This is a genomic window from Pseudobutyrivibrio sp. LB2011 (genome assembly GCF_000701765.1).
Lineage (GTDB): Bacteria > Bacillota > Clostridia > Lachnospirales > Lachnospiraceae > Pseudobutyrivibrio > Pseudobutyrivibrio ruminis.
The window spans coordinates 21564-45632 of sequence record NZ_JNJS01000008.1 but is presented as its reverse complement, the minus strand read 5'-3'; the positions used below and the strand labels follow the sequence as shown (position 1 = coordinate 45632).

Genomic DNA, 24069 nt, shown 5'->3' with positions numbered 1-24069 from the left:
ATGTCGTAGCACAAAGCTGTATCGTATATACGATGCAGCTTTTTTATGGTTATGCTACGTGGAGGAATGATGAAAAAAAGTTTATTTGCAGTGGCCTATTGGGTATTAATAGATATCCTTTTTCTGGCCATTATAGGAGTGTTTACTACACATCCTATTAATTGGTTTATCGCCATTTTAATTGTGGGGCTATGCAGTGTTTTTAGCATTGTAAAATCTATTAAAGATACAGGCTATATAAAACAGACCCTTGCACTGCCAGAAAACAATCATAAACCGGTGTATGATTACATTCGTGCTCTTGCGGTATTATTTATTATGTTTGTTCATGTGCTGGCTATGGATTGGCCATATGCATCAGGCATGGCAGGAACACCTTTATATGAGGTTTTAAATCTGATTAGATGTATTTCCGGGGTAGGAGGCAACTGCCTATTTTTAATGATATCAGGTGCATTACTTTTAAGGTTTAAGGATGAAAATCTTCTTACATTTTATGGAAGGAGATTTACCAAGATAATAGTGCCACTTGTAATTTATTACTTTTATTATCTGTGGGAGTATAATGCGCAGCGCTATACATCATTTACAACTGCAATTTATAAAATAATTACTGCAGATTATTCTAAGGCAAATGTACATCATTTTTGGCTTATATATGTAATCATCTCTTTATATGTGTTGGTACCGTTTTTACGATACATGCTTAAAGAGATGCCATACAAAAAAATGACAGCATTGATAATGGTTTTATACATATATTTTGTTCTTACAAAATTTATTATCAATGAAAATGCCATGCCTATGAATTTTACATTCTGGCTTTTGATTTTCTTGATAGGGTATTGGTATAGCTTGGATGAGTCACGTAAATACGATAGCATTGCAATGATTGCTGGTGTGGTTGCACTTATATTATTTGAAGTGGCAATTCATTTGAATCCACCTATGTCAGATGATTTAGCGGCTCATTATCCATATATGATAGTTGTATCTGTAGGCATAATGGCTTTCTTCTTTAAATTAGGAGATAAGCTAAAAAATGTATATCTGATAAGATTGATTAGCCAGTATAGCTATGGCATTATTTTAGGACACATGTTGGTGCTGGTTTTTGCAGTAAGAAAGTATTGTTATACATTTACAAGCTCACTAATGCATAAGGGAATGGGATTCTTGTTTCTTTCACTGGCTACATTAATAGGTTCTGTTATAATTGCCTACTTCATAGACAACATTACGGTTAAACCTATATCAGCAATTTTTGATATTAAAAAGAGAAAATAGTTAACATAATGGCTTTGACATATATCACACGTTTGACATATGTCAAAGCTTTTTTTATGCCTGATTTAGGTGAATAATGCACAAAAATAATTCTAACAATTTGATGTATTTTTACAAAATGAACACCTTTGGCCTTAAATTGTATGTCAACCGATTGACATAGTATATGTTGAATGCTAATATCCAATTTGTAAACAACACACGAACCTATTTGAAGGAGGGTTAATTTTAATGAAGAAGAGGTTATTGTCACTTATGGTGGTAGCTGCAATGTCAGCTTCACTAGTTGCTTGTGGTAGCTCAGAGGGTGGTTCATCTGACGGTGCTTCAGGCTCAGGCGTATCAATCACAGTACTTAATTCAAAGACTGAGATTCAGACACAGTTCGAAGAAATGGCTGAAGCTTATGAGGAAGCTACTGGCGTACACGTAGAGGTATACAACGCTGATACTGATACAACAGTTGCATCTCAGGTAGCAACAAAGTATGCATCAAACGATCCATACACACTTACAATGGTTGATGCAAAAGATATTTATTCACTTGCTGATGATTATGCTTATGATCTTTCAAATGAAGATTGGGCTAGTCACACAACACTTGGTATTACAGTAAACGACAAGCTTGCTGGTTTCCCAGTTTGTGTAGAGGCTAGAGGTATTATTTACAACGCAGATGCAATTGAGGCAATCACAGGCGAGACATTTGATCCATCATCAGTTGCAACACTTGATGATTTCCAGGCTCTTTTAGATGAGCTTAAGGCTGGCGGAATGGAGACTCCAGTTGGTGTCCTTTCTGAGTACTGGTCACTTGGCGCACATTACTTCGCAGAAGTATATGAGCAGCAGGAAGATCCAGATGCATTCGTTAACTCATTATTAGCTGGCGAAGCTGATCTTGGAAGCAACGAAAAGTTCAACGAGCTTATGGATACATTCGATACATTAATTGCTTACAACTATGCTAAGGGTTCAGCAGCAAACGCTGACCGTGAAGAGTCATCTATGATGCTCGCACAGGGCGACATCGCATTCATGTTTGGTGGTAACTGGGATTGGTCAGTAATCAACCAGTACGATTACACAGAGAACATGGGAATCATGCCAGTACCTGAGAACACATCTGATGACACAAATACAAAGCTTGTTGGTGGTGGTTCTAAGTACTTCTTCGTAGATAGCTCAGATGCTACAAGCGATGAGCAGAGACAGGCAGCACTTGACTTCCTTAACTGGTTAGTAAGTGATCCTGAAGGAAATGCATTCCTTACAGAGCAGTGTGCACTTGTTCCAGCATTCGACAACATCGATGCTTCAGCACTTGACCCACTTTCATTATCAGTTAAGTCTTATGCAGATGCAGGAAAGCTTATTCCTAACTACAACTACTTACCAGATGATCACATGACAGTAGTTGGTCAGGAAATCATGCAGAAGTATTTGGATGAGGCTATGACAAGAGACGAATTGGTTACAGCAGTAGAAGAGTACTTCAAGACAGCAACACCAATCGAACATTAAAATCATATTGATTGTTAATAAGGGGCCTTGGACTCCAAGGTCCCACTTTTTTTGAAAGGGATAGAATTATGAAAACAAATACAATGAGCTATAAAATAAAGCAGTATTTGCTTTTTGCAGGTATATCAACAGTTATATTTGCCTGCGTGGTAATCATACCTTTCATTTATGGTTTATACTTAACACTTACCAGCTGGGATGGTGTTTCTCGTAACAAACCATTTGTGGGTATTCAAAATTACGTTAACGCATTTGCGGATTCAGGTTATTGGGTTTCATTAGGACGCACATTTATTTATTCAGCAATTGCAGTTATTCTTGTAAATGCTGTAGCTTTTATCATTGCCTATATGGTAACAAGCGGAATTAAAGGGCAGAATTTTTTCAGAGCAGGTTTCTTCGTACCAAACTTGATTGGTGGTATCGTACTTGGTTACGTTTGGAAATTTGTTTTCAATAAAGCTTTTGTAGCATTGGGAAGCTTTATTTCATCAGGCAATGCTAAGTCACTCCTTGCAACAGAAAATGGGGCGATAGCAGCACTTATTATAGTTTCTGTATGGCAATATGCAGGTTATATGATGCTTATCTATGTTGCAGGTTTTATGAGTGTTTCAGAAGATGTTATTGAGGCGGCTAAAATTGATGGCTGTACAGGAACACAGTCAATCATTCACATATCTATTCCACTTATGACAGCGTCATTTGTACAGTGTCTGTTCCTTACAATCACCAGATGTTTCATGGTTTATGATGTAAACCTTTCATTGACAAACGGTGATCCATACGGTAGCTCAGCTCTTGCAGCTATGCACGTATACAACCAGGCATTCGTTAACAAAAACTATGGTACAGGCCAGGCTGAGGCTTTGATCTTGTTTGTTATCTGTGCAGTAATTGGTGGAATTCAAGTTTACGTTGGTAAGAAAGGGGAGGTGCAGGCATAATGGAAAATGAAGTAGCAGCTCGTAATAAAAAAATCAAACATGCCATTATGATTATCGTACTTACGTTATTATTTATTGCATTCGTATTCCCTTTCATAATGGTTATCATGAACGTTTTCAAGGTTAAGGCTGATATTACAGCAAATCCACTTGCTCTTATTGGTAAGCATGGATTTACACTTGAGAACTTCCCAAATGCTATCAAGAAAATGAATTTCTTCAAAGTATTTGGAAACTCATTGTTCGTAACAATTCTTTCTACAATAGGAACTATCATTCTTTCATCTATGACTGCTTATCTTATTGTTAGAAATAATTGGAAGGCTAACAAGATTTTATTTGTACTTATGATTGCATCAATGGTTATTCCTTTCCAGGTGCTCATGGTACCTCTTGTTTCCCTATATGGTGGAATTTTTGGTATTTTAAATCATAGAGTTACATTAATTTTTATGCATATTGGTTTTTCACTTTCAATGGCAACATTTATGTTCCATGGAAGTATTCACACAAATGTACCTATTTCGTTGGAAGAAGCAGCTACAATTGATGGATGTAACAAGTGGCAGATTTTCTCACAAATCGTATTTCCGATATTGAAGCCAACAATTGCAACAGTAGCAATCATTGATGCGATGGCATTCTGGAACGATTATTTGCTTCCATCACTTGTACTTGGTAGAAAGGAATTATATACTATTCCTATCGCTACGAAGGTATTCTATGGGCAGTTTTCTACAGACACAGGATTAATTATGGCGGCACTTTTGCTTGCTATGTTACCTATCCTTATTCTTTATATTTTCTTACAGAGATATATTGTTGAGGGAATAACAGCGGGGGCTGTGAAGTAGGCAACTATAATGCTGCGCTTTCCCGTAGAAGTATAAGGGGGTTACAATGGCAACATTAAAAGATGTGGCAGCAGAATGCGGACTGACTGTCACCACGGTATCGAGAGTATTAAACAACAGAGGTTATATTAGCGACGAAACTCGAAAAAAGGTTTATGAAGCTATGGCTAAGCTTAACTATAGACCGAATGAGGTAGCAAGATCTCTATCAAAAAAAACAACTAATACTATCGGGGTCATTGTTCCTCATATTAGACATCCATACTTTGCAGAGATGATAAGTAACATCGAAAATGCTGCTAGTAAGCATGGTTACAAGATTATTTTGTGCAACTCCAAGGGGAGAAACAATAAGGAAAAAGAGTATTTGGATATGTGCACGAGCAATAGGGTTGCAGGAATCATTCTTTTCTCTGGAAGTGTGGCAGTACAGGAATTTACGGACAGCAATATAGCACTTGTTACAGTTGAGCGTTTTGTTGAAAATGGAACAGCAGCTGTAGAGTGCGACAATAAACAAGGGGGAGAACTTGCAGCTCAGCATTTAATTGACTGCGGTTGCAAGAGACTTCTACACGTCAGTGGTATTTTGAATAATTCCATGCCAGCTGATGACAGAGCCCTAGGGTTCATAGAAGTCTGTGAAAAGAACGGAGTATTTTATAAGGTTGTTGCTACGAATATGGGGCAATACAACAGCCTTGATTATCATGATATGCTGGAAGGTGCATTGGAATACGACGAAGAAATCGATGGAGTCTTTGCCAGTTCAGATTTGATTGCTTCTCAGATTTTGCAGGTCTGTTCCAAGCTTGGCAAGCGTGTACCAGAGGATATCAAAATAGTTGGATTTGATGATGTAATGATTTCTCAAATCACAAATCCACCAATCTCTACCATTCACCAGCCAATAAAAGAAATGGCTGAGGCGGCTGTTGATATGGTAATTACAGCGTCTGAAGGCAAGACTGTTCCTAAGCGAACATTGCTTCCAGTTACGCTTGTAAAGAGAGAAAGTACATAATATTTCAGCTCACATCAGGGTTTGATGTGGGCTGTTTTTTTGTTTTAAATATTTTATAATATCTCTAGTTAATTGAAAGGAAGTTATATTATGAGTGAAGAATTAATGGAGATGTTAGCAGAATCTCTTAATGCTAATGAATTTGTAAAATATAATCATATCGTTATGGACGATATTGAGTTGACAGGTGCCACTGCACATATTGATATTGTTCCAGAAACACTTAATGTTCTTGGAATTGCCCATGGCGGAGCACATTTCACATTGGCAGATACTTGCGCAGGTTACACTGCAAGAGCAGATGGACGTCAGTATGTCACACAGCAGTCCAACTATTATTTCCTTAAAGGCGCCAAATCTGGACGTATTACAGCCAAAGGAAAGGTTGTAAAGCGTACTCGTAAGTTCTGCATTATTGATGTAGAAGTGACAGATGACAATGGAGAATTAGTTAGCAAAGGAACCTTTGATTATTACTGTGTTGCAGATCACCAGTAATGGGGTTAACGAGGAATTATATGAAAGAGATTACATTTGAAGAGCTTACAAAGCTTGATAAAGATAAATACATGCTGGTTGATACCAGAAATGAAGGAAGCCTCAAGTATGGTATGATTCCTGATGCTATCAGTATCACCCATGAATTATTTGAAGTTGATTTAGATAGCGTGGTAAATCAGCTAGATAAGTCAAAGCAAATAATTTTGTACTGCACTAGAGGACAGGTTTCTATTGAGGATGCAGAAGTTTTAGCAGAGCAGGGCTTTGATGCTGTCAGCCTTAAGGGTGGATATAACAGCTACCTTTCATACATGATGGATAAGCAAAACTCTGAGGCAGACGACGAGCTTAATGAGCAGAGAGCAGAAATCGAAAAAAGCATTAGAAAGAAGTTCCACAAGAGCTTATTCTCCCCATTTGCCAGAGCTTGCAAGGAATATGAGCTTATAAAAGAAGGAGACCATATCGCTGTTTGTATTTCAGGCGGTAAGGATTCCATGCTGATGGCAAAGCTTTTCCAGGAAATCCAAAGGCATCAAAAGGTCAACTTTGATCTGACTTTTCTTGTAATGGATCCTGGATACAGCGAGGTAAATCGTCGCCTCATTGAGAGCAACGCAAAGCTTATGGGAATACCAATCGTTATTTACGAAAGCGATATTTTCGATGCCGTAGATACTGTTGAAAAGAATCCATGCTACTTGTGCGCTAGAATGCGCCGAGGTCACTTATATTCAAAGGCAAAGGAATTAGGCTGCAACAAAATCGCCCTTGGCCATCACTACGACGATGTTATCGAAACAATTCTTATGGGAATGCTTTACGGAGCTCAGATTCAGACAATGATGCCAAAGCTTCATTCCACAAACTTTGAAGGCATGGAATTGATTCGTCCTCTTTATCTTGTTAGACAGGATGATATTATTGCATGGCAAAGATACAATGGATTGCATTTCCTTCAGTGTGCATGTCATTTCACAGAGACATGTGACAGCTGTTCAGTAGATGGTACAAGCGCTTCAAAGCGTCTTGAAACAAGAAATCTTATTGCAGAGCTAAAGAAGGTTAATCCTTATGTAGAGTCAAATATCTTCAGAAGTGTTGAGAATGTTAATCTTGCTACTGTAATAGCTTACAAGCAGGATGGAGTAAAGCATCACTTCTTAGATGACTATGATAATTGCCTATAACGACTATAAAAATGATAATAAATTATACTATTAGCACTCATTGTATATGAGTGCTAATTTTTTATTGACTTTGATTTTTCCCCGTATTATCATACTCATTAGTGAATAAGTGCAGTAACTAACAAGCTATAATATTTCTTAAGCGAAGCATTCTTCTGCTGAGCGTAGAAATCATTATGCTTGTTAGTGTAACTGCACGTAGGTTAACAAAGGAGTGATTAAAATGGGTAACAAAAAAGGTAGTTTATCAATTACAAGTGAAAATATTTTTCCAGTGATCAAAAAGTGGCTATACTCAGATCACGACATTTTTTATAGAGAGCTTATTTCAAACGGATGTGATGCTATCACAAAGCTTAAAAAGCTTGATATGATGGGTGAGTACTCACTTCCTCTTGATTATAAGGCAAAGATTCAGGTTATCGTAAGCCCTGAGGACAAGACACTTACATTCATCGATAATGGTCTTGGTATGACAGCTGATGAAGTAGATGAGTATATCAATCAAATTGCTTTCTCTGGCGCTACAGATTTCCTTGAGAAATATAAGGACAAGGCTGATTCAGATCAGATTATTGGTCACTTTGGTCTTGGATTCTATTCTGCATTTATGGTAGCAGATGAAGTACACATCGATACACTTTCATACAAGGATGGTGCTACAGCAGTTCATTGGGAATGCGATGGCGGCACAGAATTCGAAATGGGCGATGGTGATTGGGACCAGGTAGGTACTAAAATCACATTATTCTTAAACGAAGATTGCCTCGAGTTTGCTAATGAATACAGAGCTCGCGAAGTCATCGAAAAGTACTGTTCATTCATGCCTACAGAGATTTTCCTTTCAAAGAAGGATGCTCCAGAAGAGTACGAGACAATCGATGCAGCTGACAAGCTCGATACAGATAAAGTTATTGAAGAAATCCATGAGGATGCTAAGTTCGAAGAAAAAGAAAATGAAAATGGAGAAAAAGAACAGGTAGAGGTTTCACCTGCAAAGGATAAGCTTAAAATCGTTAAGCGTCCAGTAGCATTAAATGAGACTCAGCCACTTTGGACCAAGTCTCCATCAGAGTGCACAGAAGAAGAGTATAAGGCATTCTATCGTGATGTATTCCACGACTACAAGGAGCCACTTTTCTGGATTCACCTCAACATGGATTATCCATTTAACCTTAAGGGTATTTTATACTTCCCTAAGATTAACACTGAGTATGATTCAATCGAAGGTACAATCAAGCTCTACAACAATCAGGTATTCATCGCTGATAACATCAAAGAAGTTATTCCTGAGTTCTTAATGCTTTTAAAGGGTGTTATTGATTGTCCAGACCTTCCACTTAATGTATCACGTTCTGCACTTCAGAATGATGGATTCGTTACAAAGATTTCTGAGTACATTACTAAAAAGGTTGCTGATAAGCTTACTGGTATGTGCAAAACAGAAAAAGAATCTTATGAGAAATATTGGGATGATATTGCTCCATTCATCAAGTTTGGCTGCTTAAAGGACAATAAGTTCTGCGATAAGATGAACGACTACATCCTCTTCAAGGATATCAATGATAAATACATCACTCTTCCAGAGCTACTTGTTAAGGAAGAGGAAAAAGCCACTGATGAAAATGGCGAAAAGGTAGAAGCAGAAGTTGTTGATGAAACAAAGGATGCTGATGATAATAAAGAGCCAGAGGATACAAGAAAGACTGTTTACTATGTAACAGATGTTGCTCAGCAGGGCCAGTACATCAACATGTTCAAAGAGCAGGGCATGAATGCTGTAATCCTTGATCATGCAATTGATACTTCATTTATTACTCAGCTTGAACAGAGAAATGAGAACTACAAGTTCTGCAGAATCGATGCTGATGTTACAGATTCTATGGTTGAGGAAACATCTGAAGACGAGCTTAAGTCTGAAACAGAGACACTTACAGATGTATTTAGAAAAGCTCTTAACAACGAAGGTCTTGAAGTTAAGGTAGAAAAGTTCAAGAATAAAGATCTTTCTTCTATGATTACAGTATCAGAAGAGAGCCGTCGTATGCAGGATATGATGAAGATGTATGCTATGGGCGGCATGGATATGAGTATGTTTGGCTCAGCTTCTGAGACACTTGTACTTAATGCAAACAATGACTTAGTTAAGTATATCCTTAATAACAAGGATTCAGAGAATGTACCTACATTTGCAGCTCAGCTTTACGATTTAGCAAAGATTGCAAATGCACCACTTTCACCAGAAGCTATGACAGAGTTTGTTGCTAGATCAAATAAGATCATGATGTTATTAACAAAGTAGTAGATGCAAAACTTGCATATATTTATAACGGTAGGCGTATAAGCCTGCCGTTTTTTTAATATTACAAAATATATCTAGAATTATCACGCAACTTATCTTTATTTGTGTGTAAATTGTGAATAAAACATTGAAATAATGTGTCATTTTAGTTATTATTAATCTATCACATATTGCTATGGGGGAAGGGTTATGGCAGCAGCTGGTACAAAAAAATGGTGGAAAAACGCTATAGTTTATCAAATTTATCCACGATCGTTTTGTGATAGTAATGGTGATGGAATAGGGGATATTCCAGGTATAATTTCAAAATTACATTATCTAAAAGAACTGGGAGTAGATGCCATTTGGCTTAGTCCAGTTTATCAAAGCCCTGGTTATGACAATGGTTATGATATTTCTGATTATAAGGGCATCAATCCTGAATATGGCACCATGGAAGACATGGAGAAGCTTATAAGTAAAGCCAAAAGGCTTGGAATAAAGATAATAATGGATTTGGTTATTAATCATACTTCAGATGAGCATAGCTGGTTTAAAAAAGCTCTCGCTGGTGATGAAAAATATCGAAATTATTATTATTTCAGAGAAGGAAATGGTCGCAGTTATCCAAATAACTGGGGTTCATTCTTTGGCGGTCGCGCATGGTCAAAAACTGAAAAGGGTGATTATTACTTACATCTTTTTAGTAAAAAACAACCTGATTTAAATTGGCAAAATCCTGATGTATTTGATGAAATAACAGATATCATGAGATTTTGGTTGGATAAGGGTGTTGCTGGATTCAGATGTGACGTAATTAATATCATTTATAAACAATCACTGGAAAATGGAAAAAAGCGTTTAGCATTGACAGGTAGGGAACACTATCTGAACACAGAAGGATGCCATGAATTATTAAAGCGCTTCAACGAGGAAGTGTGGAGCAAATACAAGACATTCATAGTTGGTGAAACTGTTTTTGTAACTCCGGATGATGCAAAGCTTCTTAGTGATGAAAATCGTAAAGAGCTTGATGCTGTGTTCTTCTTTGAGCACATGGATGTTGATAATTACGGAATAAAATGGTTTAAAAAGGGATTTAATCCAAGTAAGCTTATTAAAGTGTTGGATAAATGGCAGAATGCTTTAGATGTTCCAGCGAATTATTTGGAGAACCATGATCAGATTCGCTCCGTTAATCACTTTGGAAATGTTGGCAAATACTGGGAGAAAAGTGCAAAGCTTTTATGTGGTTTAAATCTTAGCCTTCGAGGAGTTCCTTTTATATATGAGGGTGAGGAAATTGGCATGACAAATGGCGATTTTAAAGGCCTTAAGGAACTAAAAGACGTAGAATCATATAACATTAATCAATCATTGAAAAAGATGTTATTGGTCCACTCTATTCGACGCAAATTAATTCTTCAGACCACAAGAGACAATGCAAGAACTCCCGTGCAATGGGATGCAAGCGATAATGCAGGCTTTACTACAGGTACACCTTGGCTAAAAATCAATGCTAATAAATCATTTATTAATGTTGAGACAGAGCTTAGAGATGAGAATAGCATCTTAAACTTCTATAAGAGTATGATTGAATTCCGAAAGAATTCAGAGGCACTTCAGGATGGAAATTATAGAAGAGTAGCCTCACCAAGTGATGTTTTTATCTTTACCAGAGAATCTACTCATGAAAGACTTTACATTTACTGCAATCTTTCTAGCTTCAACAAGGCTGTAGAATTTTATGGTGACAATATCATCTTTAGTAATTACGAGGAAGCAGAAAGAGAAAACTTCTTCTTAAAGCCATATGAATTTAGAATAGTGGTGGCAAATATATAGAAATTTCAGAGAAATAATAGGATTTAGCGGTCAATTGATATTTTGACCGTTGAATCCTTTTTTTATTATGTTATAATTACTGACGTTTTTGAAAGGGAGAAAATGTTAATATGAAAAAAATGAAGAAAATAAATGCGAAGAAACTGTTAATCATTATTGGTGTAGTTGCACTTTTGTTAGTAATAATAGCAGGAATAATATTCTTTTATTACTATAACAAAAGCAAAAAGGCATTAGAAACTATTGCAAACCAAAATACTGAGACAACCACATATGGTATATACGTATTGAAAGATTCTAGCTATGAAACAGCCAATGCGCTAAAGGGCAAACCAGTAGCTGTGGCAAAGGACAATTTATATAATGATGTATTGAATATTATTGATGAATATGAATACAAAATTGTTGATTGTGATGACTACTTTTCTCTTATAGATAGCCTTTATAATGGCGAGGTTCAGGGAATAGTATTAAATACCGGATATTTAAGTTTGCTTGAAGAAGAGGAGCTGGAAGAAGCTTTTGAAGACAAAACTCGTCTTTTAACTACATTTGATATCGAGAAAGAAGTGGAAGCGCCAAAGGAGATTGAGACCGTATCTCCGTTTATAGTTTATATAAGTGGAAAAGATACTTGGGGACATATTTCAGTTACAAGTCGTTCTGATGTAAATATAATTGCGGTTGTAAATCCAGAAAAAAAGCATATTCTCCTTGTTTCTACTCCACGTGACTATTACGTACCATTAGGAATCGCAGGTGGAGCTATGGATAAGCTGACACATGCAGGTGTATATGGAACCGAGGTTTCAGAAGATACATTAGAAAGCCTTTATGACATAGAAATAGATCGATATTTTAAATTGAACTTTAGTGGTTTTGAAGGTTTAATAAATGCTATGGGCGGTATAACTGTCTGGTCAGATTATGATTTTGATGTAGAAAATATAGGCCATTTTTCTAAAGGAGAAAATCAGCTGAATGGTTTGCAGGCATTAGCCTTTGTTAGAGAGAGACATTCATTTGCTACAGGTGATGTGCAACGAGGGGACAACCAGATGAATGTAATACAGTCTGTAGTTCAAAAGATGTGTTCAAAGAGCACACTTTTAAACTATTCGGATATATTAAAAGAATGTGACGGAACCTTCGCAACAGATTTATCTACGGATGAGATAGCAGAGTTGGTATCATTTCAAATATCTAATCCAGGTGATTGGAATATTGAAAAAATGAGCGTTAGTGGCTCAGGAGCTCATGAGTATGTGTACTCATTAAAAAATAAGGCATATGTTATGATTCCAAATGAAGATGATATAGAAAATGCTAAACAAAAAATACAAGAAGTTTTAAATGAGAATTAATTAACAAAACAAAGGATCTTGCGTTATAAAACGCAGGGTCTTTTTATTTTGTTAACAAACTGTAAATTATTCTTAAAACAAGTGTGAACTTCACAAAATAGTCTGAATTCGTTTGATACACTAATACAAATCAAACAAGAATTTCTTTTATAACAAAAAAGAGAGGGACTATTTATGAAAAAGAGGGTATTAGTGTTAGCAGCCTATATGCTAGCTATATTTACAGTTTTATCAGGCAAATCATCCATTGAAGTAACGTCAGTTGAAGTGGTACCAGATTCTGAGGAGCAGATTAAGATTTCTGATGAAGCGGTTCCATTATATACAATTAAAGAAAACACAATTACTTTTGATAGCAATTTGTCAGGTGTATACAAATACTGTCCTACAAGCATAGAGGGTAATGTATTGTATTGTTCTAATGCAGAAACTCCAGGAGAAGTGAAGGATGGTATTTATTTAGAAGGCAAAAAGGTACTTGGTACAACAAAGGGAGCATGGGATTCTGTTCAAGTGTGTGATCCTAGTGTTGTAGCAGGTGATTTTTCATACAAAAATGAATCCTATAAATATTTAATGGCATATTTGGGATGTGCTACATATGATTGCACAGCAAATGAAGTTGGATTTGCAGTTTCTAATGATTTGAAAAATTGGAAAAAAACAGGAAGAGTTATTTCGGCGGTAAGAGATGGATGCTGGGGTGTTGGACAACCATCACTTTTAAATTATAATGGGACGATTTATTTATTTTACACTAGCGGAACATCAGCTGAAACTACTACATATGTAGAAAGTCTTGATTGTTCGGATTTGGAGAGTGTGCAACATCTAGGAAAGACAAAAATTACATGTAGTTACGATTTTATCAGCAATGCAGATTTTGCATATTCAAACGGGTATTTATATATGACATGCGACACACATCCATTTCCTTCAGGAGCACTAGACTTTATATCATCCGTTCAGTCTGTATATAATGCTCCATGGGATGGAAGTATAGATTCGCTTGGAAGAATGAATTGGGAAAAGATTGGTAGTATCGGACAATCAACTACAGGTCATGAAAGAAATCATAATGGATGTTTTTTCAGAGACGAATATGGTGGATTAGAGTCTGAAATGTTGTATGTTACTACGGCTGATTCTGTTGGAAGTTGGAGTGAAAATCTTTATACATATAGGTTTGTAGCTGTTACATTTTAAGAGCCTTCGGGCTCTTAATTTTTTGCTATAAAAATGAATCACATCTAGGTAAAAAAATGTGTATTGAAAAAGAAAAAAAACTGTGATAGAGTGTTAAGGAAAATGTGACGAAATTGTGAATTTGCTCGTTACAGTTTTAAGGGAATAATGTGAGAAAATATGTTATTTCGGGCTTCTTTCTATAAGCTTAAAGTGGTTGATGCCACACATATTATCCAAAAGTAATACTAATTTAATAGTTTATTTATTTTGTACCAATGGCGATGAATATCGCTCCTTTCGTGTGCAAAAAATTGGAAGAGAAACTTATGAATAACATATTAAATGGAAAAGACAACGTATTTAAGCACTGCTAGAAAATATCCAGATTCTAAATGTTTCTAAAAAATAATATCTATGAGCAGGTTCGGAATAAGAGAATGATGGGATATGAAAAAGATTTTATTTGTAACTGTAATTAGTGGCTTCCTTCCACAGTTTGAAATTAACGATGTAAAGCTGCTAAAAAAGATGGGATGTGAAATACATTACGCATCTAATTTTAATAATCCTATATACACTTTTGATAAAAAAGCGTTGATGGATTTGGGGATAATATTACATCAAATCGATATTGAAAAAAATCCTGCTAATTTATCCAATCTAAAAGCAATTAAGCAAATTAAAAATTTAATAGATGATTATGAAATTGATGCTATTAGTTGTCATAACCCTATGGGCGGCGTAGCCGGCAGAGTTGCAGCCACACTTAGTAAAAGAAAGCCTTATGTTATATATACGGCTCATGGTTTTCATTTTTATGATGGGGCGCCTACACTTAACTGGCTATTGTACTACACAGCAGAAAAATTTCTTGCTAGGTACACAGATGAACTCATAACTATTAATGAAGAAGACTATAGACGTGCTCTTACTTTCAAATTAAAAAAAGGTGGACATGTAGATAAAATTCATGGAGTTGGAGTTGATGACATAAAATTTGTTCCAAACAAAGAAACTGGAATTGAATTAAGGAAGCAATTAGGAATAAGCGATAAAGCATTTGTTATGCTTACAGCTGCAGAACTTCGTGAAAATAAAAATCATATAGTTGTATTCAAGGCTATTAAAAAGTTAATCAGTGAAATGCATATAAAGGAAGGACAAATATATTATCTCTTATGTGGCAAAGGACCTAATCAGCAAGATCTTGAAAAATATGTTGAGGAAAATGGCCTTAGTAATATAGTTAAGTTCCTTGGCTTTAGAACAGATATGCCTAATATGCTTCAAGTAGCAGATTGTTTTGTTTTTCCTTCTATAAGAGAGGGATTGGGCATTGCAGCTGTGGAGGCTTTGCTTTGTGGAGTGCCACTTGTAGTTGCGGATAATAGAGGCACTAAGGAATATGCCATAGACGGGGTTAACAGTTTTGTGTGTGATGCTTTTTCAGCCACTGATTTCGAGCGTTCCATTATAAAACTGATTAAAGATAAAGAACAGAAAAAGTATATGGCAGAGCACTGTCGTGAGTCTGCGCAGATTTTTACTGTTCATGAAGTACAAAAAACAATGAAGAAGGTATATGAGGGATGGATAAGCCATTAGTTTCTGTCATCATGGGGGTTTACAACCAAATGGATGACGAAATGCTAAAAGATGCAGTTAATTCCATATTGAATCAAACCTATACAAATTTGGAGTTTCTCATATGGGATGATGGATCATGCAAGAATGCAGCTAGCAGAGTAAAAAGCCTGGAACAGTTAGATGAACGAATTCATGTCATGTGCTGCGACACAAATAATGGGCTGGCCTATTCTTTGAATGAATGCATTCTTCGTGCTAAAGGAAAATACATAGCTCGAATGGATGCAGATGATTATTCTGTAAATACTAGAATAGCAAAACAGGTGGCTTTTTTAGAGTCTCATCCTGAATATGCCTGGTGTGGTACTAACACAGAGCTGTTTGACGAAAATGGAATTTGGGGTAGAAGACCTTATCCAGATGAGCCTACATTAAAGGATTACTATAAGTTTTCTCCCTTTGTACATCCATCTGTTGTTTTTAGAGCAGATATATTTGACGAAGATAGGGGTTATCTTGCTACAGAAGAAACGCTGCGTTGTGAAGACTATGAGATTTTTATGCATTTAATGCAAAGAGGACTAAAAGGATATAACATCCAGGAATACTTATTCAGATATAGAGAAACGAGAGAGTCTTATCGTAAACGAAAAGTAAAGTATCGTATAAACGAAGCAAAAACAAGATACAGTTTATATAAAGATATGGGAATATTATTCCCATTCGGTTGGATGTTTGTTTTACGACCAATAGTGGCATGCTTAGTTCCTGCATCATTACTTGCATTCATAAAACGTTCAGAGGGAATAATTAACAAAGAATATGATGAAAAAACGACTGAAGCTTTACAAATCAATATTGAGTCAAAGCCGGTACCATTCTCAGGGCTTAGCGCTATGTCAGAGTCGTACAGACAATCAAGCTAATGCATTTGACGACTATGATGAAATATATCTGCATGTTTATGCACCTGTTATAGTTGAGTACACTAAATGGGTTTTGAATTCAGCAGTAAAAAACAATATTAAAAGGCTTTATTTTCTGGCCAGAGACAGTTGGTTGCCTTATAAATGTGCACTCTATATTAATGACAGATTAGGTCTGGGATTAGATATTAGATATATTTACGTTTCACGCTACACTCTGAGGAATGCTCAATATTCTTTCATTGGAGAAGAAGCATTAGAAACGATTTGTGTGGGTGGCATAGATATCACCCTTAGAAAGATTTTACAAAGAGCAAATCTTACTGATGAAGAAATTACAACAGTAGCGGATAGCATAAATTTTAAAGGTAGGGAAGATGAGATTCTTTCTTACACGCAAGTACAGGATGTAAAAAACAGATTGTATCAATCTATCAAAGTATTCAAATATATCAGAGTTCATTCGCAAATGTTTTATCATCGGCTAAAAGAATACCTTATTCAGGAAGGACTTTGTGAGGATGTTAGTTACGCCATTGTTGACAGCGGTTGGCTTGGTACAACGCAGGAGAGTATGCAACAGGTTTTAGAACATATAACTGGTAAATCAGTGCAATTGACAGGATTTTATTTTGGCTTATATCAGCTTCCTGCTCATGCTGATTCAAAGCATTATCATAGTTTTTATTTACGACCTAATAAAGATATTAAAAGAAAAACCAGGTTTTCCATTTGCTTATACGAAACCATTATATCTGAACCTTGCGGCATGACCTTGGGGTACAGAAAATCAAATGATAAGATGACTCCGGTACTGAGTAATAAGGGAAATCCAAATACTGATAAGATAAAAAGTGGTTTTAGGATATTAAATGAATACCTAAATAATATGAAAATAGATTCTGATTTTTTAAAAACAGATGAAAGAAAAGTGATAGAAAAACTTTTAATGCTTTCCATGGGGAAACCAACAGCTACAGAAGCAAAGGTGATGGGAGCATTACTTTTTTGTGATGATGTGTTGGAATCTGGCATGCAAGATGTGGCCAGAAGATGGAATAAGAGAGAGTTATTTAAACAAAGTTTTTTGTTAAAAATCTTTTTTAAATTTACTAATAGCAAGGTTAAGCTACATGAAAGTGGCTGGCCTGAGGGAAGTATTGTAAATCTTTGTGGAGAAGGGGTTACAAGTAAAATAGCTTTGATAAATGAGCGCGGATACAAATGGGGAATGTATCTTAGAAAAGCAATAAGCGCTTAAGTATAGAAATGGCAGTAGAGAGTAATGTTTAAGAGGATTAGAGAAAAGTATTTTTTGGTTGGAATGCTAATCAGTGTTTTAATATCTGTTTGCATTCCTTTAAGAAATGTAAAGGCTGATGAAGCAAATGTTCATTTTGGCTCAGCCAGTTATAGTACAACCGAAGGGGAATCCTTTAACGTAGGTGTGTATGTATCAACTGAACAAGGAGTAGGCCCTTATGTTGTCACAGTACAATATGACCCAACAGTCCTTGAGTATGTGGGTGGAGCAGATACGGTCGATTTAGGTAATGGCTTGCTTGGTTTCTCTGGAAACAGTGGAGGACCAGAAGTTAAGTATATGGTTAATTTCAATGTTATAGGAGACGCTGATACAGTTTTAGGCTTTAATTCTGCAGTTGTGTATCCTACCGAAGGAATAGAAGCATTATCTACTTCAGTAGCAGGAAGAGTACAGGTATCTGTCGATCCTTCAGAGGAAGAAGAGGATGAGGAAGAGGTCGTTGAAGAAGAGGAAACTGCAGAACCATTAAAGGAAACAGATATAGTAGCGACTTCTAATGTGGTGGATACTGCAGAGTCTCAGGCTGCTTCAGAGACACAAGCAGATTCCGTCGAAAAAGAACTGTTTTTAGGCGAAGACTATGTGCTGATTTTGGGTATTACAATTGCAATATTGGCATTTACAGGACTTGTTTCTATTCTTATTCGACTAGCTTTATTAAAGAAAAAAAGTAAAAAGCTTTTAGAAGCTAAAAATTCTAAACACAGTCTAGATTCAGATATGGATTTAATAGATTTGGATAGTGATTTAGATGAGTATGATGAAGATGATTGGGATGAAGTTGAAGAAGAGGTTCCAGAGGCTGAAGACGATGTGGTGATTGACGTTCAGGACGTCACCATGGAGTTCAAGGTTGCCAGCACTCAGACAAATGGTATCAAGGATTATATCATTCATCTTTTGAAGCGTCAGATTTCATATAGGAAGTTTTATGCACTTAACCACGTCAGCTTCTCAGTAAAGAAGGGCGAGGTAGTAGGTATTATCGGAACAAACGGTTCTGGTAAATCTACTATATTAAAAATCGTTTCTGGTGCGCTTCATCCTACAAGCGGTCATGTGGAAGTAGACAGACGTAAGGTTCAATTACTTACTTTGGGTACCGGATTTGATATGGAGCTTACTGGTCGTGAGAATGTTTACTTGAACGGAGCAATCATCGGCTACTCAAAGAAATTCTTAGACGAGCACTATGATGAAATCGTAGAGTTTGCAGAGCTTCAGGATTTCATGGATGAAAAGGTAAAGAACTACTCAAGTGGTATGGTCAGCCGTTTGGGATTTGCCATCGCCACAGCTGGTGATGCAGCAGAAATCCTTATCCTTGATGAAGTACTTTCAGTAGGTGATGAATTCTTTAGAAAGAAATCACTCAAGCGTGTTAAGGAAATGATCCACGGCGGAAGTACAGTACTGTTAGTATCCCATGGCATGGGCACTATCCGTGAAAACTGCTCAAAGGTAGTTTGGATTGAAAAAGGTGAGTTGAGAATGGTCGGAGAGCCTGATGTGGTATGCAAAGCTTATCAGCACATGCAAGAAGCTGGCGTCCCAGAACCAATAAAAGCAGTGAGTGAGGTGTCGTAATGCAATATGGTATAAAACAATACATTTTTGTTATACGTGAGCTCACGGCTAGGGAGATTAAGAGAAAGTACTCTAGAAGTGTGCTGGGAATAGTTTGGAGTGTGTTGAATCCGCTGTTATTCATGGTAGTAATGAGCATAGTGTTTAGCAATTTTTTCAATAGTGCCTCCTCATACCCAGTGTACTATATTATTAGCTATACTTTTTGGACTATGTTCAGTACAGGTTCGGCATCAGCTATGAGTGCATTAGAAGATAATAAGACTCTGTTTCAAAAAACAAAGTTGCCACGATCGATATTTGTTTTATCTAGGGTGTATACGGCTTTAGTAAATCTAGGTTTTTCATGTATTGCAATGATATTAGTACTTTTGATTTTTAAAGTAGAAATATCCATATATGCTATTTTTTTTGTCGTAGCCGTCTCTTTTGAATTGCTGTTTACAATTGGGATATCTTATATCTTGGCTGTAATCTATGTTTTTTATAAAGATATTAGATTTTTGTGGCAAAATGTTTTAATACTATTAGTTCATATGGTGGCAATATTTATTCCTATAGAGAGATATCCAAAAGAACTATACGTTTTAACTGCAAATAATCCACTCTTTATTTTTCCAGACATTGCTAGACAAGCAATTATGTACCAAGAAATGAATTATATTGAGTTACAAAAGATGATTATTTGGGGGATGTGTACATTCTTAATGGGAATACTTGTTTTTAAAATATCAGAAAATAATTTGGTGAAGAAGATATAGATATGAAAAAAATTTACTATTATGTAGAACAATATTTGTTTGTAGTAAATCAAATTAGTTCTAAGGATTCTAAGCATAGGTTTAGTGAAATGAAGATAGGTAGATTTTGGAAGATATTAGATCCATTAATCTATATGATAGTACTATCTACTTATTATTCTAAAATTATAGTTCATGATATTGATAATTTCCCAGTTTTTGTTTTTATAGGAATAATTGTAATGAATTATTATAGAAATTCGACTACTGGGGCAATGGGAACATTAGTTAAGAATAAGCAATTGTTGGTTAAAACTAAAATTCCAATCAGTATATTTATTTATGAAAAGATATTTTCAGCATTTAAGGAATTATTGTTTTCTTCATGTGCATTAGGGCTAGTTATGCTTTTTTTTAAGATAAAAATAACTGCTAGATTCTTTACCGTTATTCCCATTCTTATATTGACAACGGTTATTATAATTGGTGTTAGTAAAACTTTGTCAGTATTATCTGTTTTTTTCGGAGATATTGACTATTTGTATTCGCTTTTTATGACGATGATTTTTTTTGTTTCAGGTATCTTTGTTCCTGTTGATCATATGCCTGAAAAGTATTGGCCAATATTAACTTCAAATCCTATATTCTTATCTATATATATGACTCGAAATAGTTTGATGTATAATTTGCCTTCACACTATAGCGCTTGGATTAAGCTGATTATTTGGGCTATAGTTACGGCTATTATTGGGAATATAGTTTATATAAAAAATAAAAATATAGTAATAAGTAAGCTATAGAAAGAGGGAAAAATGAAAACAATATCTATTATTATTCCGGCTTATAATGTTGAGGATTATATTGCTAGATGTTTGGAATCGATTATTAAGCAAACATATAAGAATCTTGAGATTATTGTTGTTAATGATTGTTCTACCGATGGTACTAAAGAGATAATTGAAAAGTATATTAATATAGATGAAAGAATTAAAGTTGTTAATCATGCTGTAAATTCGGGTTTGTTTAGAGCGAGAGTTACAGGTGTCCAGCATAGTAGTGGTGATTATATAGGTTTTGTTGATTCTGATGATTATATTTCTGAGGATTATTATGGTGAACTGATAGAAAAGGCCGAAGAAAGCAATGCTGATATTGTTGTAGGAAACTTGGTTCAGGAAGATGAACAAGGTTATAGGTGGATTCAAAACCTATATAATGATTATGATTTTGGCACACTTGAAAAAGAAGACTTATGGAATGCATATTGGGAACAAGAAGGACAATTGTTTATATGGCATACTATATGGAACAAGCTTTATTCGAGGGATATTTGGGAAAAAGCGCTTCCAATACTTGATAAACAACAAAAGCATTTAATAATGTGTGAAGATTTTGTATTCTCATCAGTATTATTTTATTTCGCAAATAAGTTATCATCCGTAAAATATGGGAAGTATTATTACTATAGAAATCAAAATGCGTCAACAGCATTGAATGGCGGCATCAAGAAATATAAAAAGAACATAGATGACTTAGTATTGTCATTTAAATTTGTGCAATCATTCTTGGAGGAAAAAGGACTGTCAGATCTCAATTGGAATCATTATCATCGTTGGGAAGCCTTATATAAGTACTTTTGGACAAATAATGTAACCCAAAGTGACTTAGCTGATGAGGATAAGACTGCTTTACTCAAAATTTTAGCCCAGAATCTAATAGGTAACGATATACCAAGTCATCCTAATTACTTTTATTCTGTTAGTACGGAATATGATTCTAGATATGATGAAATTGTAAAGCTGATTTGTTCTGATGAAATTGAAGTTGTTAGTTTTGATATTTTCGATACTGCTCTTTTGCGCCCATTTTATAAGCCAACAGATGTATTTGAACTAATGAATGATAAATTCAAAGAACTGTGTGGATATGATTGTAACTTCGCAGCAATTAGAATTGAGGCGGAGAAGATTGTAAGGCAAAAATATATTTACGAAGCTGTACAACCAAAGGAAGATATATCTATTGCAGATATTTATTGCGAGATAAAAGAAATTTTAGGGTTAACAGATGAACAGATTAGTCAATTAATGGTTTATGAAATTGAGATAGAGGGAAACTATCTATATAGAAGAAATAGTATTTATCATTTATATAAAATTGCTAAGAGTATTGGGAAAAAAGTATCATTTACATCAGATATGTACTTAGGAAAAGATGTATTATCAAATATCTTGCATAAGAATGGATATACTGATTATGATGAATTACTAATATCTTGTGATTGTAATGCTTCTAAGCGAACAGGAAGTTTATATAATGTCCTAATTGACCGCTTTGGTGTGAATAGCTACTCTATTTTGCATATAGGTGACAATTGGGATTCTGATGTTTGTAAAGCTATTGATAATAACATTAGAACAGCCTTTTATGCACGTCCGTTAGATTGTTTATTGTATAATATTTCAGATATTAAAACATCACATTCCTTAGGTGGTGTAAAAGGCAGAATTAATAGCTGGATTAATTATGAGAAAATAACTGAATACTTTGGAAACAGATGCGCATTAGCTGTGGTTGCAAATGAATTATACGATATGCCGTTTGTTTCGTATAATGAATGGTCAGAAAGTAATGCTTCACCACAATTCTTTGGCTATTATTATTTAGGTATTCATTTACTTGGCTTTGTGAAGTGGCTTTCAGATAATGCAAAAAATAATAATTTGAATAAAATGGTATTCATTGCGCGCGATGGATACTTACCTATGATGGCTTTTGACATACTAAAAAAGTATGGGATTAATTCAAAGATTAAATCAGATTATTTTTATACTTCAAGAAAAGCGGCTATTCCTTGTGGCATAAAACGTAAAGAAGACTTATTAAATTTATATTCATATTATGCTAATAGAAATCTATGCGGGACAGATATTATAGATGATTTGGTAGATTTGTTAAATCTATCAAATGTAGAAGTTGTAGATAGTGCTGCTAAAAGAAAAATTAATTCTTTTGAAAGCTTTGTTTCATTTACAAAAGACATATTATATGTGTTGTTTGATGAAAAAAAAGCTGAAAACTATAATCGAAAATGCGAAAACTATATTTCTAAAGTTTTCAATGACAATTGTGCATTAGTTGATATCGGATACAGCGGTAGAACACAAGAGATGATTTACAAGGTTACTGGAAAATCTATTGACGGATATTATGTGCATTCAAATTCTGATGATTTAGACAAAAGAGAGAAGAATTACAATTTTAATGTAAAATTATTCTATGATTTTTCACCAGCAATAACAGGCTCACAGAGGGAATTGTTATTTTCGAAATTGGCACCATCATGTATTAAATATAAAACTGATGATGAATTTAATATTTGTTTTGAACAATATGAAATTGAATATCCACATTTTTATTTGATTTCTGAGATTCAAAAAAACGCATTAAAATTTGTAGATATGTTCTATGAAAAGTTTGCGGGTATTTCGGATAATATGTATATGAGAAATGTTGATATTTCAATGCCATTTGAGCATATTCTAGCATATATAGAAGACACAGATTTACGTATGTTTGATTGCATTACATTTGAGGATGATTTATGGGCAGGGGGAAAAGTGAAGCTATCTAATCAATGGAGAGATTTTGCTAATTATCATAAATTACGCCCATCGTTTAAAAATAATGTGGAGTATAAAACAGAATATGTTAAAGAATATATAAAAGTAGAGGATGATAATCCTGCTTGGACGCTATATAATAAAAATGGATTTGAAGAAAGAAATATAATAAAAAAAGCTATTTTTTGGTTTATTTGTGACAGGGACTTTTTTAAAAAGCGTCTTGTGGATAAACTTAGCAAAAGCAATACGGTTAAAAACTAAAGGAGTAAGC

General features: G+C 35.1%; 18 protein-coding genes. All 18 read left to right on the top strand.

Annotated elements, in window-relative coordinates; all coding sequences use genetic code 11:
* Nucleotides 1–69: 69 nt before the first annotated feature.
* Nucleotides 70–1287: an acyltransferase gene (locus tag T375_RS10195; RefSeq protein WP_044938049.1), complete on the top strand. Its 1218-nt coding sequence runs from the start codon at nucleotides 70–72 to the stop codon at nucleotides 1285–1287.
* A 231-nt stretch (nucleotides 1288–1518) separates the two neighbouring features.
* On the top strand, nucleotides 1519–2811 hold the full coding sequence (locus tag T375_RS10190) for an ABC transporter substrate-binding protein (RefSeq protein ID WP_033154441.1): 1293 nt from the start codon (nucleotides 1519–1521) through the stop codon (nucleotides 2809–2811).
* Between the two features lie 68 nt (nucleotides 2812–2879).
* A complete protein-coding gene (locus T375_RS10185; protein ID WP_044938047.1) occupies nucleotides 2880–3758 on the top strand; it encodes a carbohydrate ABC transporter permease in 879 nt (292 codons plus the stop codon).
* On the top strand, nucleotides 3758–4612 hold the full coding sequence (locus T375_RS10180) for a carbohydrate ABC transporter permease (protein WP_044938046.1): 855 nt from the start codon (nucleotides 3758–3760) through the stop codon (nucleotides 4610–4612). The genes T375_RS10185 and T375_RS10180 overlap by 1 nt, the downstream gene beginning before the upstream one ends.
* Before the next feature lie 46 nt (nucleotides 4613–4658).
* Nucleotides 4659–5636: a LacI family DNA-binding transcriptional regulator gene (locus tag T375_RS10175; RefSeq protein WP_044938045.1), complete on the top strand. Its 978-nt coding sequence runs from the start codon at nucleotides 4659–4661 to the stop codon at nucleotides 5634–5636.
* A 90-nt stretch (nucleotides 5637–5726) separates the two neighbouring features.
* On the top strand, nucleotides 5727–6134 hold the full coding sequence (locus T375_RS10170) for a PaaI family thioesterase (protein WP_044938042.1): 408 nt from the start codon (nucleotides 5727–5729) through the stop codon (nucleotides 6132–6134).
* A gap of 20 nt (nucleotides 6135–6154) precedes the next feature.
* Nucleotides 6155–7327, top strand: coding sequence for a PP-loop family protein (locus T375_RS10165; protein ID WP_044938039.1), 1173 nt, complete (start codon nucleotides 6155–6157; stop codon nucleotides 7325–7327).
* 223 nt (nucleotides 7328–7550) lie between these two features.
* On the top strand, nucleotides 7551–9629 hold the full coding sequence (gene htpG / locus T375_RS10160) for a molecular chaperone HtpG (protein WP_044938037.1): 2079 nt from the start codon (nucleotides 7551–7553) through the stop codon (nucleotides 9627–9629).
* A gap of 189 nt (nucleotides 9630–9818) precedes the next feature.
* Nucleotides 9819–11453 carry a glycoside hydrolase family 13 protein gene (locus T375_RS10155; protein WP_044938034.1) on the top strand — a complete coding sequence of 545 codons (1635 nt, stop codon included), beginning with the start codon at nucleotides 9819–9821 and terminating at the stop codon, nucleotides 11451–11453.
* A gap of 110 nt (nucleotides 11454–11563) precedes the next feature.
* The gene (locus T375_RS10150) at nucleotides 11564–12817 is read left to right on the top strand and encodes an LCP family protein (protein ID WP_049960399.1); all 1254 of its coding nucleotides are present in this window, start codon (nucleotides 11564–11566) and stop codon (nucleotides 12815–12817) included.
* Nucleotides 12818–12991: 174 nt separating this feature from the next.
* Complete coding sequence (locus tag T375_RS10145; RefSeq protein WP_044938031.1) at nucleotides 12992–14023, top strand: hypothetical protein; 1032 nt, start codon at nucleotides 12992–12994, stop codon at nucleotides 14021–14023.
* A gap of 429 nt (nucleotides 14024–14452) precedes the next feature.
* On the top strand, nucleotides 14453–15610 hold the full coding sequence (locus T375_RS10140; protein WP_049960398.1) for a glycosyltransferase: 1158 nt from the start codon (nucleotides 14453–14455) through the stop codon (nucleotides 15608–15610).
* Nucleotides 15595–16518 (top strand): glycosyltransferase family 2 protein, encoded by a 924-nt coding sequence (locus tag T375_RS10135; RefSeq protein WP_044938029.1) that lies wholly within the window; start codon nucleotides 15595–15597, stop codon nucleotides 16516–16518. Before T375_RS10140 ends, T375_RS10135 begins: the two co-directional genes overlap by 16 nt.
* A gap of 73 nt (nucleotides 16519–16591) precedes the next feature.
* Nucleotides 16592–17779, top strand: a complete 1188-nt coding sequence (locus T375_RS10130) for a hypothetical protein (protein ID WP_155952506.1) — start codon at nucleotides 16592–16594, stop codon at nucleotides 17777–17779.
* A gap of 24 nt (nucleotides 17780–17803) precedes the next feature.
* Nucleotides 17804–19432 carry an ABC transporter ATP-binding protein gene (locus T375_RS13875; RefSeq protein ID WP_330371751.1) on the top strand — a complete coding sequence of 543 codons (1629 nt, stop codon included), beginning with the start codon at nucleotides 17804–17806 and terminating at the stop codon, nucleotides 19430–19432.
* A complete protein-coding gene (locus T375_RS10120) occupies nucleotides 19432–20193 on the top strand; it encodes an ABC transporter permease (RefSeq protein ID WP_044938023.1) in 762 nt (253 codons plus the stop codon). Before T375_RS13875 ends, T375_RS10120 begins: the two co-directional genes overlap by 1 nt.
* A 2-nt stretch (nucleotides 20194–20195) precedes the next feature.
* A complete protein-coding gene (locus T375_RS10115) occupies nucleotides 20196–20972 on the top strand; it encodes an ABC transporter permease (RefSeq protein WP_044938021.1) in 777 nt (258 codons plus the stop codon).
* 12 nt (nucleotides 20973–20984) lie between these two features.
* Nucleotides 20985–24059: a glycosyltransferase gene (locus T375_RS10110; RefSeq protein WP_044938019.1), complete on the top strand. Its 3075-nt coding sequence runs from the start codon at nucleotides 20985–20987 to the stop codon at nucleotides 24057–24059.
* The last annotated feature ends 10 nt before the right edge of the window (nucleotides 24060–24069 follow it).